19 protein-coding genes are annotated in these 15,575 nt (G+C 38.0%); 3 read left to right on the top strand and 16 right to left on the bottom strand.

Annotation, left to right across the window (positions count from 1 at the left end; genetic code table 11):
* On the top strand, nucleotides 1-541 hold a 541-nt coding region (locus tag Q0594_RS03395; RefSeq protein ID WP_298729601.1), incomplete at its 5' end, for an MIP/aquaporin family protein.
* A 75-nt stretch (nucleotides 542-616) separates the two neighbouring features.
* Here Q0594_RS03395 and Q0594_RS03390 read toward each other — a convergent pair.
* The 6 genes from Q0594_RS03390 to rpsN form a co-directional block, all read right to left on the bottom strand.
* Complete coding sequence (locus Q0594_RS03390) at nucleotides 617-1,141, bottom strand: hypothetical protein (protein WP_298729600.1); 525 nt, start codon at nucleotides 1,139-1,141, stop codon at nucleotides 617-619.
* A gap of 112 nt (nucleotides 1,142-1,253) precedes the next feature.
* Complete coding sequence (gene yidD / locus Q0594_RS03385) at nucleotides 1,254-1,538, bottom strand: membrane protein insertion efficiency factor YidD (RefSeq protein WP_298729599.1); 285 nt, start codon at nucleotides 1,536-1,538, stop codon at nucleotides 1,254-1,256.
* A 15-nt stretch (nucleotides 1,539-1,553) separates the two neighbouring features.
* Nucleotides 1,554-2,162, bottom strand: a complete 609-nt coding sequence (locus tag Q0594_RS03380) for a TVP38/TMEM64 family protein (protein WP_298729598.1) — start codon at nucleotides 2,160-2,162, stop codon at nucleotides 1,554-1,556.
* 79 nt (nucleotides 2,163-2,241) lie between these two features.
* Nucleotides 2,242-2,781 (bottom strand): acyl-CoA thioesterase, encoded by a 540-nt coding sequence (locus tag Q0594_RS03375; protein ID WP_298729597.1) that lies wholly within the window; start codon nucleotides 2,779-2,781, stop codon nucleotides 2,242-2,244.
* Nucleotides 2,782-2,959: 178 nt separating this feature from the next.
* Complete coding sequence (locus Q0594_RS03370; RefSeq protein ID WP_298729596.1) at nucleotides 2,960-3,070, bottom strand: putative metal homeostasis protein; 111 nt, start codon at nucleotides 3,068-3,070, stop codon at nucleotides 2,960-2,962.
* 31 nt (nucleotides 3,071-3,101) lie between these two features.
* Nucleotides 3,102-3,371, bottom strand: coding sequence for a 30S ribosomal protein S14 (rpsN, locus tag Q0594_RS03365; RefSeq protein ID WP_070443628.1), 270 nt, complete (start codon nucleotides 3,369-3,371; stop codon nucleotides 3,102-3,104).
* A gap of 355 nt (nucleotides 3,372-3,726) precedes the next feature.
* Here rpsN and Q0594_RS03360 point away from each other — a divergent pair, with 355 nt between their 5' ends.
* Nucleotides 3,727-4,851 (top strand): ATP-binding protein, encoded by a 1,125-nt coding sequence (locus Q0594_RS03360; RefSeq protein WP_298729595.1) that lies wholly within the window; start codon nucleotides 3,727-3,729, stop codon nucleotides 4,849-4,851.
* A gap of 2 nt (nucleotides 4,852-4,853) precedes the next feature.
* Nucleotides 4,854-7,130, top strand: coding sequence for a S8 family peptidase (locus Q0594_RS03355; RefSeq protein WP_298729594.1), 2,277 nt, complete (start codon nucleotides 4,854-4,856; stop codon nucleotides 7,128-7,130).
* 467 nt (nucleotides 7,131-7,597) lie between these two features.
* Here the strand turns inward: Q0594_RS03355 and glmM are convergent, their stop codons facing one another.
* The 10 genes from glmM to Q0594_RS03305 all read right to left on the bottom strand — a co-directional run bounded on the left by glmM (nucleotide 7,598) and on the right by Q0594_RS03305 (nucleotide 15,572).
* Nucleotides 7,598-8,950, bottom strand: coding sequence for a phosphoglucosamine mutase (glmM, locus tag Q0594_RS03350; protein WP_298729593.1), 1,353 nt, complete (start codon nucleotides 8,948-8,950; stop codon nucleotides 7,598-7,600).
* Between the two features lie 17 nt (nucleotides 8,951-8,967).
* Complete coding sequence (locus Q0594_RS03345; protein WP_298729592.1) at nucleotides 8,968-9,984, bottom strand: CdaR family protein; 1,017 nt, start codon at nucleotides 9,982-9,984, stop codon at nucleotides 8,968-8,970.
* Nucleotides 9,977-10,822, bottom strand: a complete 846-nt coding sequence (gene cdaA, locus Q0594_RS03340; RefSeq protein WP_070443634.1) for a diadenylate cyclase CdaA — start codon at nucleotides 10,820-10,822, stop codon at nucleotides 9,977-9,979. The genes Q0594_RS03345 and cdaA overlap by 8 nt, the downstream gene beginning before the upstream one ends.
* 172 nt (nucleotides 10,823-10,994) lie before the next feature.
* The gene (locus tag Q0594_RS03335) at nucleotides 10,995-11,654 is read right to left on the bottom strand and encodes an SdpI family protein (RefSeq protein ID WP_298729591.1); all 660 of its coding nucleotides are present in this window, start codon (nucleotides 11,652-11,654) and stop codon (nucleotides 10,995-10,997) included.
* 1 nt (nucleotide 11,655) lies between these two features.
* Complete coding sequence (locus Q0594_RS03330; protein WP_005606402.1) at nucleotides 11,656-11,922, bottom strand: metalloregulator ArsR/SmtB family transcription factor; 267 nt, start codon at nucleotides 11,920-11,922, stop codon at nucleotides 11,656-11,658.
* A gap of 186 nt (nucleotides 11,923-12,108) precedes the next feature.
* A complete protein-coding gene (gene rsmA, locus Q0594_RS03325; protein ID WP_298729590.1) occupies nucleotides 12,109-12,978 on the bottom strand; it encodes a 16S rRNA (adenine(1518)-N(6)/adenine(1519)-N(6))-dimethyltransferase RsmA in 870 nt (289 codons plus the stop codon).
* A complete protein-coding gene (rnmV, locus tag Q0594_RS03320; protein ID WP_298729589.1) occupies nucleotides 12,971-13,537 on the bottom strand; it encodes a ribonuclease M5 in 567 nt (188 codons plus the stop codon). Before rnmV ends, rsmA begins: the two co-directional genes overlap by 8 nt.
* Entirely contained in the window at nucleotides 13,534-14,316 is a 783-nt protein-coding gene (locus Q0594_RS03315) for a TatD family hydrolase (protein WP_298729602.1), read from the bottom strand. Before Q0594_RS03315 ends, rnmV begins: the two co-directional genes overlap by 4 nt.
* 11 nt (nucleotides 14,317-14,327) lie before the next feature.
* Nucleotides 14,328-14,966, bottom strand: a complete 639-nt coding sequence (locus Q0594_RS03310; protein WP_298729588.1) for an MBL fold metallo-hydrolase — start codon at nucleotides 14,964-14,966, stop codon at nucleotides 14,328-14,330.
* Nucleotides 14,967-15,062: 96 nt separating this feature from the next.
* Complete coding sequence (locus Q0594_RS03305; protein ID WP_298645585.1) at nucleotides 15,063-15,572, bottom strand: QueT transporter family protein; 510 nt, start codon at nucleotides 15,570-15,572, stop codon at nucleotides 15,063-15,065.
* Nucleotides 15,573-15,575 lie beyond the last annotated feature (3 nt).

The following is a 15,575-nucleotide window of genomic DNA, read 5'->3' as shown; positions in this document are numbered from 1 at the left end:
AAGTATCAACCCTGCTATGGCGCTAGCTAAAGTGGTTTTAGGAGTACTTCCTGCAGAACAATTCATTCCAATCGCAATCGCTGAATTCTTAGGCGCATTTGTTGGTGCGGTAATCGTATGGTTCATGTACGCAGACCACTTCACAGCTTCTGAAGGACTTGTTGATGGCGTTGCAATCCGCAACATCTTCTCAACAAACCCTAACTGCCGTAACTTACCACGTAACTACTTCGTCGAAGCATTTGCAACTTTCATTTTCTTAACAGCTATCTTAGCAACTGAAAATGTAAACAAAGAATTATTACCAATCGTAGTTGGTTTAATCGTATGGGCTGTCGGTATGGGTCTTGGAGGTACAACTGGATTCGCGATGAACCAAGCTCGTGACTTAGGACCTCGTCTTGCTTACCAATTATTACCAATCAAAAACAAAGTCAATAACGACTGGCAATATGGATTATTAGTACCTGGTACTGCTCCCTTCGTTGGTGCTGTATGTGCTGCATTCTTCGTTCGTTACTACTTAGGTTACTTTATGTAATCTTTAAAATAGAACTATTAAACCCGTGTGGATGTCTTCTACGTCATCCACACGGGTTTTTGATTGTTATCAATACTATTCTGTTTTTGTCTTCTCATCGGCTTTTTGCAACGTCGGTTCTATTTTAAATTCTGAGAAAACAAATGTATTAGTTTCCACTTTACCAGTGTAATAGCCTTCAGAGTCAATCTTATCAATTGTAATCTTAATATGAAGACCTTTCTTTCCAGTATCATACGCTAAAGTTGGTGCTAAAAATATCCTTTTCCCATCTTTTTTCATCTGAATATAGAAATTCCCAATCTTATCTGTATCCTTAGAAATCGTAACGGCCCCCTTCGTACGTGACTGTCCTCCGATTAATGTGATAGAAACACGATCCGTTGCACCAGTACTATCAGAATCTCGAAATTCACCAATAATCATTTCCTCAATTTCCTTATCCGTGTTATTAATAACTTCATAGCTAAATTCCGCATTGGCATTCTCATTCGTGAAAAAGACACGAACAGCTAACCATGAACAGACTGCCATTAGCAGAATGATTGCTGCGCTTGCGACCCATTTCCCCACAGACCATTGTTTTAGATTGTATGCCATTTTCTATCTTCCCTTCCAAATCAGGTGCTTTCAATTCGAATTATACCTCTCTTTTTTTTAAATACAATCCCCTTTTATTAATTTTTACAAATACAAAAACAGCCGACTATTTCTAGTCAGCTGTGTCTTGTTTACTTGCATCTATAATTTTCTTACGGTAATCCTTGTTCCGTCTTAATGTGAAATAGTCTGGAACGGGATCTTGTCCACCTCTTATAAATGGATGGCATCTGCAAATGCGTCCGCACCCCATCAACACGCCTTTTAGCGCACCATGTTTTTCAACTGCCTGAATCATATAGCTCGAGCAAGTGGGTCTATAAATACACGAAGGCGGGAATAATGGAGAAATCCACTTTTGATATCCTCGCACGAGTGCAATCATGATTATTTTCATCTCTATACTGCTTTCTTAATTGAATAATTTGAAGAAGGCTTGTACTCCTTCTGCTGCAATTACTGTATAAACGTATAATGTGACTGGTTTTGCGATTAAACAAATCGCCACGAATTTCTTAAAGGTCATATGACTAAGTCCAGCTACCATACATAGGAAATCATCTGGGAATCCAGGAAGGACCAGCGCCCAAAAGAAGATGCGTTCGAAATGCTTCCCTTTGTCCAAATAACCGATATATTTATTGTACGTATCATCATCCACGAACGCCTTCGCTAACGTCTCCCCGTAGCGACGCGCTAACCAGAAATTGATACAAGAACCAATCATGATTCCTACAAAGTTATACACCCATCCGTAGAACGGACCAAATACAATATGTCCAATCACACACGTTAGGCCCCCAGGAATAATCGGGTAAACCACTTGCGTAATTTGAATCAAGATAAAAATCAAAATCCCTACCCATCCGGAGTGGGCAATGCTCTCACGGAACGGTCCGTCTATAGCAAAATAATCATTCTTGGCCACGAGCCATCCTAAAATAATGGTTAAAATAATCCCAATAATGGTCACGATTCGTATAATTTTACGATTTAATTCGATTGCTTTTGATGTATCCACAATGAACTCCTTAAACTATTGATAGTTGCATTATAACAGACAAACTTTAAAAATCCTTCGAAAGTTTCTTACGTTTTGCTTAAGATTCGTGATTTTCTAGATTCCAAGGTTTTACAACGGTAATATGATCCATTAATGCTTCTTGACGTCCTAGTTGTTCTAGACGTGCCTTACGACGTTCTTCGTAGCCACTGCAGATGAATTTCTCTTCATCCGTTTCTGGAACAATGGCATCCACTGTAAAATCCGTTTCACCTTCGCGAGGAAGTGCCACAAATGTCCAGAAGCTTGTCGCCGCTAAATAGCGTTCACCGTTTAACACATCTTCTCCGACAACCTTACAGAAGACTTCCACACTCTTCTTCCCTGTTCCTGAGATATACGTTTCTACGCAGACAGAATGTCCTAATGGAAGTGGTTTTAAATAATTCATCGCGTCCACCGATGCTGTGACCGCAAGACGACGGCAATGACGGGATACCGTAATCGATGCACAGTCATCAATGATTCGCGTTAAATTCCCTCCGAATAGTGTGTTATGCATATTCACATCGAACGGGAAAATTCTACGCGCTTGAATCGCACGAGTTTGGCTACATGTTTTAGATTGGGTACTCATTTTCTTAGCTCCTTGGTTATTTTACTGTTCTATTCTAACATGAAACCAAAATGCGTTCAAAGACACCTAACTAATTCTTATTTCGGAGAATCCTTCAGATTTCATTATAATTGCTGTAACGTTGCACTGGTTCGAGCCTTAAATAGAAAGACCCACAGCGTGAGTCTAGTTTCCTTTATTATTTTTTCTTCGAGCGCTTAGCTTCGTGAATCAGTTTCAATGCTCTCTTTCTTGTTTTGATATTTTGGCTCTTCATTTGACGATAGGCCGTTGCTAAATCTTGTTTCATAACATACACCTCCTATTGCTTCTCTCGTAGTTTACCAACTTGCTTTTTTAATACCAGGAATTAATCCTATATGCGCTAATTCTCTAAATTTGATACGTGACAAGCCAAATTTACGCATATATCCTCTTGGACGGCCATCCGTTTGATCACGAAACTTCAGGCGGTTTGGATTTGAATTTTTAGGCAGTTTTCTTAATCCATCAATGTCACCAGCTTGCTTTAGGGCATAACGTTCTTCAGCGTAACGTTCGATAAGAGCTTTTTGTTTTTCATACTTTGCAATTTTAGATTTCTTTGCCATTTTCTTCTCTTCTTTCTAAACCGTAATTGTTACGTTTTACGTTGTATCAATTGTTCCCTTTAAAATCAAGTGGTTTACCCCAATAAAAAAAGAGAGCCTGTTTAGCTGACCTGACACATAGCAGTTTAGTTATTTGGGTTAATATTAGCGAGCCAAGTCGTTTGGCTCGCTTTTTTTTGGTCTAATTAAAACCCCCGGATTGTCCGTGGGTTTTAATTAGACCAAAAAACGAAATTTGAAATATTCCTAAATATGGAGAATAATAAGTGAAATACTATAATTCGTTCCTGAAATATCGATATTCGTTCTTTACATTTAAATTTCGTCCTGTTATAGTAAAAGAGGAGGTGTAATGATGAAATATTCTATTGAAATTGGTAAGATCATAGAGGGTGCATTAAAGCATGATCAAGCCAAAGTTATAAATTATACAAAACAATTAGTATCAAAGTTGGAAAAGGATAATGATTCCCGCTCTGCAGCTAAATTTCAACGTTTATTATCTGCTCAAGCCGAATCCGCCTTAACTCCTATGAATAGTTCTAATTCTATTACTATTCCTGTAGATACCGAATCAAGAATGGACCTTGCTGACATTATTTATCCATATCAAAATGATGTTGAGGTTATTCTCTCAAAACGAAATGAAGAAAAATTAGACTCATTTATTTTAAGTTATCAAAATGCAGATAAACTTAACTCTCTTGGAATAAATGGATCTAACTCGCTGTTGTTATATGGACCACCTGGATGTGGAAAAACTAAATGTGCCTACCTAATTGCTAAAAAATTAGATTTACCACTCGTTGTTGCTAGGTTAGATAGCCTAATTTCTTCATACCTTGGTACGACTGCCAAAAATATTCGTAGCTTGTTTGAGTTTGCACAAAAAATACCTTGCGTATTATTTTTAGATGAATTTGATGCTATTGCAAAGGCTAGAGATGATAACAACGAACTTGGAGAATTGAAACGCATTGTTAATAGTCTTTTGCAGAATATAGATACAATGAGCAAAGATAGCCTAATTTTAGCAGCTACTAACCATCAGCAGTTACTTGATCCCGCAATATGGAGAAGATTTGACTATAAATTAGAAATAGAACTGCCGGGTAGAGATGCCATTGCAGCATTGATTACCTCATTTTCCAATGGTATATATAAATTTAGTCAAAAGGAAATTTTAGAAATTTCAACTTTACTTGATGGACAAAGTGGTTCTGATATAGAAGATATAATAACCAAAGCCATAAGAAACTCTGTTATCCATAACTCTTCTTTTAGTGTATCTAGTATTTATGAAGAACTATTTATTACCAAAAATATCATTCCTCAAAACTGTAATGATTCACGAAAGCTATTACAAATCAAGGCAAAATATTTGCGAGACAAAGATTCTAAAATTTTTAGTTTACAGACAATCGCTGACATCTTAGGTAGTTCAAAAACAACTATTCAAAAAATTGTAAAAGAGGTTTAGTTATGAGCGAAAATAATCTACCTATAAAATTAGTTCTTCCCAAAACAACAGATATTGTTCCGAATGCTGGGGGCGGGCAATTAAAATTTTTTGGCGAAGTAACTCCGCAGTTAAAAAGAGAAATAACTGACAAGTTTGAAAATTTGCTATCTTTTTATTCAGATGTTTTCAATGAGAATGATTCAATCCCTGCTGTAGGAAAAATAACTGTAAAACCTGAAGCTATTGCAAAGTCACACAAACCATCTGACCTGTGTAGAAATTGCCCAATTATTGGTAGCGAAGAGTTAAATGAAATATATATTAAGGTCAACAGAAAAAACATTCAGGAAACAATAGAGATGGTAAAAAATCCACCGTCACAAAAATTTCAAGCCAACATGACCGCAATAGTCGATATTCAACCTATTAAGCCAGAAGAAAAAATCTCGCCAACACTCCATTCTATCGTACAGGAAGATTTTAACTCTATTAAAAAAGTTATTAAACTTAAAGTCTTTGATTTTGAAGATGATTTTGATAATGCACAAATTTGGGACTATGTGATACGTAAATTATGTTCACTTCATTTTGAAGATAAATACGAAATTATTTCATATGGTGATCAGCTTAAATTTTTGAAAATAGAAGTTACTTCTTATGATGATATTATTAAGCTGGCCTCTATTAACGGAGTAAAAACTGTTGGTTTTTTTCAAGAGTATTCCCTTCCTCAGAACGTTTTTTCGGCAACGGAAATACAAACCTTATTGGATTCTGAGTACAGGGATAGCGATGTTACCATCGGAATTATTGATGGTGGAATAAGTGACGATAATCCATTTTTAAAGCCTTATATTGTTGCACGTGAAGAATATGTAAATAAAGTTTATCAAAATCCACAACATGCCACATTTATTGCATCGACTATACAATATGGAAATGTTTTAAATAGTATTTCTGCACCCGCAGCTTATCGTTTTAAATTTGTAGATATTGTTGCCATTCCAAATAGTGATGAAGATTTTGGGTTAACTGATTCCATTACTGAAGATGATTTGATGGAAATTATCGAAGAAGTGATGGAGAAATATTCATCTACTACTAAAATATGGAATTTATCACTAGGCATTGAAAATAAGCCCTGTGATGGTTCAATGTCTGATTTAGGGGTATTTTTAGATTACATTCAAGACACATACCATGTACAAGTCTTTGTTTCTAGTGGAAATGTAAATAGCCTGCCCCTTAGAAATTGGCCTCCCCAAAAAGATATTGGGGAACATGACCGCCTTATATCTCCAGCCGATTCTGTTCGTGCTATAACAGTAGGCTCTGTTGCATTATTTGATTCCGCAGATTCGATTGTTAAATTTAATGAGCCTTCACCTTTTAGTCGAAGAGGACCTGGTGCCAATTATATTGTTAAGCCTGATGTTGTCGATTACGGTGGTAATTATTCTACATCATACAAAATTGATGGTTTAGGAGTAAAGGGATTGAATTCTAACGGAAAAATCATTGAGGGGAACGGTACAAGTTATTCAACTCCTCGATCGTTGCAGAAATATGCATCTATATATGAAGAAATGATCGAACCTGATCTACTCCTTGCGAAAGCAATGTTAATACATTCTGCTAGAATGAACTCTCGTGAGTTGTTAGATGAACATCCTGACAATATTAAATATTATGGATTTGGAATTCCTTCTGCTGATACACAAGATATTTTGCAATGCAGCAAAGATTGTGTAACACTTGTTTTTAAACAAAAAATATCTCAGGGGTCACATCTGGAAATGTATGATTTCCCATACCCAAAGTCTCTTATCAAAAACAACAAATATATTGGTGAAATAGGAATGACCCTTGCCTACTTACCGCCTCTTGACCAGAAATATGGTCGTGAATATTGTAGAACTAATATTGATGTCAGTTTTGGAACATATTCATATATAGATGGTGGAAAAATTGATTATAAGGGACAAGTTCCGCTTGAATCGAAATGGGATGAAAAATTTGAATCAGCACGAGTAAAACACGGGTTTAAATGGAGTCCTATAAAATCCTATTATAGAAAACTAAACAGAGGAATAAAATTGGCGGATGGATGGAAACTCAGAGTTGACTTAACTCCACGAAACGAGCTCTATGTACCATCGCAAGAATTCGTTTTAATTATTACTATCAAAGATTCAAATGGTAATGATATTTATTCAGAAATAATCAATGCACTAAGAGAAAGAGGTTATATAACCAATAATATCGAAACGAAATTTCAGGTTCGTCAAAGACAATAGAATCCCCATAAAAATAGATACTCTTATTTGTAGGTATCTATTTTTATTTGTAAAGGAGTGCACAATGTAGGAAGAGGAGTTCAGAAAAAATTGTGAAGCATATATTCGCAGAATATGGCATGGAGTAAAAAACGATATGAGAAGTAAAATTTATAGATGAAATGGATGAAGGAAATCAAAATTTTTTGATACAATTCTCGTGTGAAGTAGATGGAGGAAAAATAAGAATTGTAAAGTATAAGATCATATATGGAATGCTATTTTAGTATAAAAAAGGATCTACAAAATAGTAGTATATATTTTCTTATATGAGTTAAGAAAATGAGAAGACGTTGAATATATGAAAAAGACGGCTCACTTGAACCGTCTTTTAACTCGCTTATAAGATGCATGAACTCAGATTATTTTAGAGTGCTGAGCGTCAAGCTGTCCTTCAAAGCTCTCCTTCAAATCGCATTTATTTAAAATTAGTCAATCCCAACTTCTTTACGAACAACATCTGCAATACGTGTTACGTAATCATGAACGAGTTCATCCGTTGGTGCTTCAACCATAACACGAACAAGTGGCTCAGTACCACTTGGACGAACAAGCACACGTCCGTTTCCATCCATCTCAGCCTCTACAGCATCGATGACTTCTTTAATCGCTGGAACTTCCATTACACCATTTTTATCACTCACACGAATGTTTACTAATTCTTGTGGGTATGTTGGCACTTCACTGGCTAATTCGCTTAATGATTTGCCAGTTTGTTTCATGACATTCATTAATTGAATTCCTGAAAGTAATCCGTCACCTGTAGTGTTTAAATCAAGGATAATGATATGTCCTGATTGTTCTCCACCAAAGTTGTAGTTGTTTTTACGCATTTCTTCAACCACATAACGGTCACCAACTGCTGTTTGAAGAGCAACCATTCCTTCTGCTTCTACTGCTTTATGGAATCCTAAATTACTCATAACTGTTGATACAATCGTATCTTTGCTTAAAGTTCCTTGGTCCTTGAAGTGTTTACCAAGGATAAACATGATTTTATCGCCATCAACGATTGTTCCATTTTCATCCACTGCGATACAGCGGTCACCATCTCCATCAAAACTCAAACCGATATCTGCTCCCGTTTCTTTTACGAACTCCACTAAGGCTTCTGGATGTGTTGACCCTACGCCATCATTGATATTTACACCATTTGGTTTGTCACCCATTGTGTGGAAGTCGGTATCTAAGTCAGCGAATAAACGAGTTAACATGGAAGCAGTAGCTCCGTTTGCGCCATCTAAAGCCACTTTCATTCCTGATAGAGAATCTACTGTATTTTGTAGGAATTGGCTGTATTTCAATGTTCCTTCTAAATACTCATCCACTGTTCCTAATGCGTCTGTAGATGGACGTGGTAATGTGTCTTCTTCGGCATCTAATAATGCTTCGATTTGCGCTTCCGTTTCATCTGTTAATTTAAATCCATCTGCACCAAAGAACTTAATTCCGTTATCTTGAGCAGGATTGTGGGATGCTGAAATCATAGCCCCAGCTACAGCACCTTGCACTCGTGTTAAATAAGCTACCCCTGGAGTAGGAATCACTCCAAGTTGCATGACTTCAATCCCAACAGAGAGTAATCCAGCAATTAAAGCATGCTCTAATAATTGCCCCGAAATACGAGTGTCACGCCCCACTAATACACGTGGATGTGCATTTCCTTCTGCTTGTTGTAATAATACATAACCACCATAACGGCCTAGTTTAAATGCTAATTCCGGTGTTAATTCTGCGTTGGCTACACCACGAACACCGTCTGTTCCAAAATATTTGCCCATAAAATTCTCCTTTAGCCTTATCTGGCTTGTGTCGTTGTTTGCTCTTGTGTTGTTTCGGACTCTTTAGTGGTTTCTCGCGAATCCAAAATACCATAATCTACCACCGTAATAGTAACCTCAACTGCTTCTGGGGTAATACTATTGACACCAGATGGTAGTGTTAATGTTACTGTTTTTTTCGTGGTTTGAGTCACATTGCTCACATCTACCACCACTGGAATAGCAGTTATTTGATTTAAAATCGATTGAGCTCCTAAGATTGTAACTTGCTTAGTAGTAGAATTCAATGAATATGAATAACGTGAAGTGCCACCAGTTGTCGTAAAGACAAGAGGGACTGTTTTGGAGCTAGAGGAAATTGGTACTCGAACTTGTACACGTTCTGGCTCAATTTTCACTGCAACAGGTTTTCCTGTGGCATCCAAAGCTTGTAGTTGTGCTGTAGTCGTATAGTCTGATTTTGTCCCTTCAGGAATCGTAACTTTTGCGACTACTTTTTCCACTTGATTTAAAATCGAATCTGCAGCTTTTACTGTAACTGTTCCCGGAGAGGTCAAGCCATCTCCAACTTGATAGCCATTGCCAATACTTGAAGAATCAACCGTTACATTAACAGGGAACTCTTTAGAATTCTTCTTCTCAATGGTAATTTCAACACTTTCTGGTGAAACAATACCTGTCACTCCAGTTGGAAGTCCTGACACTGAAAGAGAAATCGTATGCTTTCCTTCCCCTAACTCTGTTAAATTTGGCGTAGTCACTTTGTACGAACCATTGCTAGATGTGCTTAAAATCAAACTGCTTGGTCCTTCAAGACGTAAAGCAACAGAATCTGGCAAGCCTGTTACCGAATATTCTTCACTGTTGATATCCACATAAATTGGCACATTTGTAATCGTGTTTGAACTTGATTGTGGATTTAATGTGCTGGAACGCAATCCGGAATTAGAGTCTTTAGCTAAAATAAATAGAAAGATACTTAGAATTAAAGACATCAACATGAGAAATGATTTTTTATTCATCCAATTAGCCATTCGAACGACCCCCTTTAAAGAGTGCACGTATCCAACGAACGACTGCTGGATCCATCTCATCGTCTCCTTCTACCACTAAATGTTGCGACAAAACGTGAATTAATTCTTCAGAAGAAAGTTCTCGGTGTAATTTTTCTCGAATCGCGACACTCACTTTCCCTGTTTCTTCAGAGATGATAATCGTAATCGCATCACTCACTTCACTTAGACCAATCGCAGCACGGTGACGTGTTCCTAACTCCTTTGGAATCATCATGTTCTCAGACAGTGGTAAATAGCAGGCCGCTGCAGCAATATGATAATCACGAATAATCATTGCCCCATCATGTAATGGTGTATTTGGAATAAAAATATTCGTAATCAATTGATTAGAGATTTCAGAGTGAATCGGAATCCCGGTATTAATAAATTCTTCTAGAGAATTCCCTTGTTCAATCGAAATTAGAGCTCCAATTCTTCGTTTTGCCATATATTGAATGGCTGTATTCAACTCATTAATCATAATTTCTGCTTCATTGGCACTTTCAGATTTGCGTGAGAAGAAATTCGAACGTCCGATATGTTCCAATCCACGACGAATCTCTGGTTGGAACACAATCAAGGCAGCCACAACCCCCCACTGAATCACGAAGTTCATAATCCAGTCTAAAGTAGTTAGCCCAAGGAAAAAACTAATAAATTTCATTGCGGCAATTGCAGCAATTCCTTTCATTAAATGAATCGCCCTTGTTCCTTTAATAATCACTAGAATATTATAGAGAATGTACCAAACAATCAAAATATCAATCAGATTGCGAAAACTCCCCCATGAAAATAAACTATTCCAATTTATTTGCATAAAGTTAACCTCTCTTCCACCAATATGTACCTTTCTATTATAGCACAGATAAGAGCTAAACGAAAAAAAGCGTGGATTTTAATGAAGACATTCGTTAACTTCTTCTGATTTTCCTTAGGGGACAAAATAAAAAACGTTCTACCATGTTGGATGATAGAACGTTTTATGATTTTTATTCCCCTTCTGTCTCTGTATTTGCAATGTAGTAAGAATATCCCCCGGTCACCGCTACCACCACTACTAGAATCATCGTAGCTACCAAAATTGCAATATTATTTGCCATAAAGATTGCTGTTAAAATCATTAACAGTCCAGCAATAATAGAAGCAAAGCCAAAGAAGCGTTGTGTTTTTCGGAAAGCTACATCATTATTTTTTAGCCATGATGCACGGAATCCAAAGTGTTTTGTATTGTCTTTAATCTTAGGAGAGAGATTTCCAATCAGGATAAAGAAAATCCCAAGGATAAATGTCAAAAAACGTCCTATTTGTGTTCCAATCGTCACTCCATTTAAATACAACCAAAATTGGAAATAAGCAACAACATTCAGTAATAGTAGAACTAACCAACTAATAGAACGAGCGGTCTTCACATTCCCTCCTGTGAATTTAGGAGAAGTGCTAGCAATACGAATAATAAACCCAACAATGGCCACAATCACTGGATAAATTAAAATTACAAATCGATTGGCGGTGCCGGTAACATTTCCAGAAAAGTCGAAATTAGAAACAATAGTCTCCGGTAAGAACCACACCACCACTAGAGCCACAACGAGTGGTGCGAACATTAATGCAAGATAGGCATATTTTTTAAATTGTTTTACTTGTTCCATATTATTTTCCCCCAATAATTTGATTGATCCATACAATGGCTTCGTCCAGTACGGTCAAATTCAATTCATAATAAATAAAGTTTTTATAACGTGTTTCGTAGATTAAATCAGCTTGTTTTAATTTTCTAAGATGATAAGACAAAGCTTGCGGCGTCATCCCAATTAACTCCGCTAAATCACCTGTATTAGTCTTCCCTTTACGCAGGATTTCCAATATTTGGCGGCGCGTTTCGTCCGAAAGAGCAGACATTACTTCATTAACAGCCATCTCCTCAACTTCTTTCTATTTAAATTTATCTTTAATTAGATTATACTCCTGAGGGATGTAAAATGCAACATCTATTTAAAATATTTTTTAATAGATTTAAAACAAGAAGATGATACCTTCGGTTTCTTATGGATTCCTTCAGTATCATCTTTTACATTCGTTCTTCTTCTGAGTGTATTTCCACTATTAAAGTTTATCACTTAAACGTGCGAACTCTTCAATCGTCAGTGTTTCTGCACGTCTGGATGGGTCAATACCTGCAGCTTCTAATGCAGCGGCTAAACTTTCTTTTGTATGGCTCTCCCCCACATAGGCTTTAGCTAAATTATTCCATAGCGTTTTACGACGTTGCACGAAACTGTTTTTCACGAGTGCGAAAAATTTCGCTTCGTCTTTCACTTCCACAAGTGGTTTTTCGCGACGTTTTAACACCAAAATCGCAGAATCCACATTCGGAGCTGGATTGAACACCGTCTTAGGTACGATAAATCCAATGCTCGCTTCGCAGAAATATTGAATCGCAATCGTGAGCGATCCATACGCCTTCGAATTTGGCTCAGCCGTCATTCGTTGAGCCACTTCTTTTTGCATCATCATCGCAAAACCATCGATTGGTAATTTCGATTCCAATAAATTCATAATGATTGGAGTTGTAATATAGTACGGCAAGTTGGCCACGACTAATAACGGCTCATTAATGTCGAAATGTTCTCCGATTACTTGCTCTAAGTCGACGTCCAAAATGTCGCTATGAACCACCGTTACATTATCATAGGGTGCCAATGTTTCATCAAGCACCGGCAACAAACGACCATCGATTTCAAACGCCAGCACTTGTTTGGCTTCTCTTGCTAGACGTTCGGTCAACGCACCAATCCCTGGTCCGATTTCAATGACGTTTGTTGTTTTGTCAACTCCCGCCACCTCTAGCATACGCGTTAAAATATTCGGTTCAATCAGGAAGTTTTGCCCTAGACTCTTCTTTACCGTTAGCCCATGACGTTCCATAATCTCGCGCGTTCTTTTTGGCGTCGCGATATCCTTTATTTCATTCATGTTTGTCCTCATTTTCTAAGACAGCCTCAAGTGCCGCCCTTAATTGTTCTTCTGTAATACCAAATAATTGTAATCTTTTCGCGAACTGTTTTCCATTCGTATGGCCAATTTTTAGAAAATCCGCTACCTTTTGACGTCTTGTTGCTGAATCTGGTCGTCCGATAAACCCAAGCGCCATCAGTGTTGCCTGCGAAATCACTGGCTTTCCGGGTTCTGTTGAAATCTCATGTACCGATTCAAGTGCTCGCTGAATCGCTGCAGTACTCGCATGTTCCACCCCAAGACTCTTATGATTGTCCTTTCTGACGGCTTCTTCTCGTTCGATAAAGGCATGCTTCACACCAGGTACGCGATCTTGAATGATGTTACGAATACGAGTCCCCGGATAATCAGGGTCCGTAAACACAATCACTTCACGCGTTTGCAGCGCCTTTTGAATGAGCGCAATCGTTTCTTCGTCAATCGCCGAACCGTTTGTTTCAATCGTTTCGATATCCGGATAGATTTCTCTTAAGCGTCTTGTATCGTCTCGCCCTTCTACGACAATGACTGGATTCATAGCAAGCCTCTTTCTTCCATGCGGAATAGCTTGATGGCATTTTGTGTCGTTTGATGGGCCACTTCTTCCCAAGCAAGGCCGCGTTCTTTGGCAATCGTTTCAACGACATAGCGCGTATAGCCAGGTTCGTTTCTCTTTCCACGGTATGGCACGGGCGCTAAATACGGCGCATCAGTTTCCACTAACATACGGTCGAATGGAACTAATTTTGCACATTCTCGAACTTGTGGCGCATTTTTGAAGGTCGTCACACCGCTAAAGGAAATATGCATGCCTAAATCTAAGAAATGCTTCATATATTCCACGTCGCCATTATAACTATGCATAATGCCCCCGATGTCTTGAATACCTTCTTCTTTTAGAATCTTGTAGCAATCTTCTGTCGCATCGCGGTTATGAATCACAATTGGTAATTTCATTTCTTTGGCAATCGCGATTTGGCGTCGGAACACCTTGTCTTGTTCCTCGGGCGTTGAATCTTTCCAATAGTAATCCAGCCCCATTTCCCCCATCGCTACCACTTGTGGATGCGTCAAACGTTCCTGTAGCCAACTTTCGATTTCTTTATTGTATTGATAGGCTTCAGTTGGATGCCATCCGATAATCGAAACCACTTCTTTGAACTCTTCACTGAGCTCCAGACTTCGCGTAATCGTATCCGTATCAAAACCCACCACCGCAAAGCGCGTCACTGCCAGTTCTTTTGCACGCGCGATGACCTCTTTTTCTTCTCCTTTAAACGCAGATACATTTAAATGCGTATGCGTATCAAAAATCATCATTTCGCCTCTTATCTTGTTGCCCCATTTAAGAATGGGTTTGTCGCAATTTCATCTTTTAGCGTTGTTGGTTCCCCGTGTCCTGGGAAAATCACCGTTTCAGCAGGTAAAGGCAATAAGTATTTGCGGATTCCTTCCATTAACTCTTTATGGCTTCCGTATGGGAAATCACTACGTCCAACGCTTCCTTTAAACATCACGTCCCCACCGATGACAAATCCATTTTCTTTAAAAATAAAGATGGTTCCACCAGGTGAGTGCCCTGGAATATGTGCTAATTCCGGTTCAAAACTTCCAACTTTCCATTTGCCCATTATTTTAGGGAAATAACCATCCGCTGGCTTAGTCGTAATATTTTCTCCAGAGTAATAGGAACGGTTCAATTCTGGATCGTGTAAAAATACTTTTTCCAACTCATTCATATACATTGGAATATTGTATTCCTCACGAAGTGCATCTACTGCTCCGATATGGTCTCCGTGCGCATGTGTTAACACAATCGCTACTGGCTTCAATCCTTCTTCTTTAATTAATTGTTTAATATCCTCGGCTTGTGCACCTGGGTCAAAAATCACTGTTTCTTTATTCTCATCAATTAAAAAGTAGACATTTTCTTCCAAACGTCCTACTGGAATGCTTAATAACTCCATTTGTATTCCTCCTTTAGGTCTCCTCTTAACTCTACATAAAATGGTGAGTTCTTGCAATCAAAAAACGCCCAAGCATAGAGCCCAGACGTCTGTTGATTAATCATTGATTAATTTTTTCAAATCGATGGCTTTGTTTAATGCCGTCATCAACGGAACACCCGCTAATAATACGACGATTTCACCAAAGAATGTTTGCGCGTAACTTAGCCAGAATGGTAAACCTAATGCTAAGTTCAATTCAATCGCTACTAAGAAAATCATCACACTGAAGACACCAGCTAAAACAAACATACGTGTTTTAACGTCTTTCACTGATTTGAAGATAAATGCGCTGATAGCGAATGAAGCGATTGTATGCCCTAATCCGAATACTAAGTCGTACAAACCTAGACCAGACGCTGACATAAAGACTGAGTTGACAAGTAATACACCGGCAACCACACCGATTCCGTATTTTTTGTCAAAAGCGAATAAGTGGTTCAACATTTCCGCAATACGGAATTGAACATCTCCGAATGCCATAAATGCTGTTAATGATGTAACAACCACATAAAGCGCTGCGATGATTGCGTTAATCACAATCAATTTTGATTTTTTATTTTGCATGTT

The sequence above is a fragment of the uncultured Granulicatella sp. genome (assembly GCF_938030755.1).
Lineage (GTDB): Bacteria > Bacillota > Bacilli > Lactobacillales > Aerococcaceae > Granulicatella.
The sequence above is the reverse complement of the archived record's forward strand: the minus strand, read 5'-3'. Positions and strand labels throughout refer to the sequence as shown.

What these genes read in the sequence shown, in the direction of transcription:
- Q0594_RS03315 (WP_298729602.1), bottom strand. Translation starts at nt 14,316, where the DNA reads ATGATTTTTGATACGCATACGCATTTAAATGTATCTGCGTTTAAAGGA.
- Q0594_RS03345 (WP_298729592.1), bottom strand. Translation starts at nt 9,984, where the DNA reads ATGGCTAATTGGATGAATAAAAAATCATTTCTCATGTTGATGTCTTTA.
- Q0594_RS03370 (WP_298729596.1), bottom strand. Translation starts at nt 3,070, where the DNA reads ATGAAACAAGATTTAGCAACGGCCTATCGTCAAATGAAGAGCCAAAAT.
- cdaA (WP_070443634.1), bottom strand. Translation starts at nt 10,822, where the DNA reads ATGCAAATAAATTGGAATAGTTTATTTTCATGGGGGAGTTTTCGCAAT.
- Q0594_RS03390 (WP_298729600.1), bottom strand. Translation starts at nt 1,141, where the DNA reads ATGGCATACAATCTAAAACAATGGTCTGTGGGGAAATGGGTCGCAAGC.
- Q0594_RS03305 (WP_298645585.1), bottom strand. Translation starts at nt 15,572, where the DNA reads ATGCAAAATAAAAAATCAAAATTGATTGTGATTAACGCAATCATCGCA.
- Q0594_RS03310 (WP_298729588.1), bottom strand. Translation starts at nt 14,966, where the DNA reads ATGGAGTTATTAAGCATTCCAGTAGGACGTTTGGAAGAAAATGTCTAC.
- rnmV (WP_298729589.1), bottom strand. Translation starts at nt 13,537, where the DNA reads ATGAATCCAGTCATTGTCGTAGAAGGGCGAGACGATACAAGACGCTTA.
- rpsN (WP_070443628.1), bottom strand. Translation starts at nt 3,371, where the DNA reads ATGGCAAAGAAATCTAAAATTGCAAAGTATGAAAAACAAAAAGCTCTT.
- Q0594_RS03375 (WP_298729597.1), bottom strand. Translation starts at nt 2,781, where the DNA reads ATGAGTACCCAATCTAAAACATGTAGCCAAACTCGTGCGATTCAAGCG.
- Q0594_RS03330 (WP_005606402.1), bottom strand. Translation starts at nt 11,922, where the DNA reads ATGGCTGTTAATGAAGTAATGTCTGCTCTTTCGGACGAAACGCGCCGC.
- Q0594_RS03335 (WP_298729591.1), bottom strand. Translation starts at nt 11,654, where the DNA reads ATGGAACAAGTAAAACAATTTAAAAAATATGCCTATCTTGCATTAATG.
- rsmA (WP_298729590.1), bottom strand. Translation starts at nt 12,978, where the DNA reads ATGAATGAAATAAAGGATATCGCGACGCCAAAAAGAACGCGCGAGATT.
- yidD (WP_298729599.1), bottom strand. Translation starts at nt 1,538, where the DNA reads ATGAAAATAATCATGATTGCACTCGTGCGAGGATATCAAAAGTGGATT.
- Q0594_RS03360 (WP_298729595.1), top strand. Translation starts at nt 3,727, where the DNA reads ATGAAATATTCTATTGAAATTGGTAAGATCATAGAGGGTGCATTAAAG.
- Q0594_RS03355 (WP_298729594.1), top strand. Translation starts at nt 4,854, where the DNA reads ATGAGCGAAAATAATCTACCTATAAAATTAGTTCTTCCCAAAACAACA.
- glmM (WP_298729593.1), bottom strand. Translation starts at nt 8,950, where the DNA reads ATGGGCAAATATTTTGGAACAGACGGTGTTCGTGGTGTAGCCAACGCA.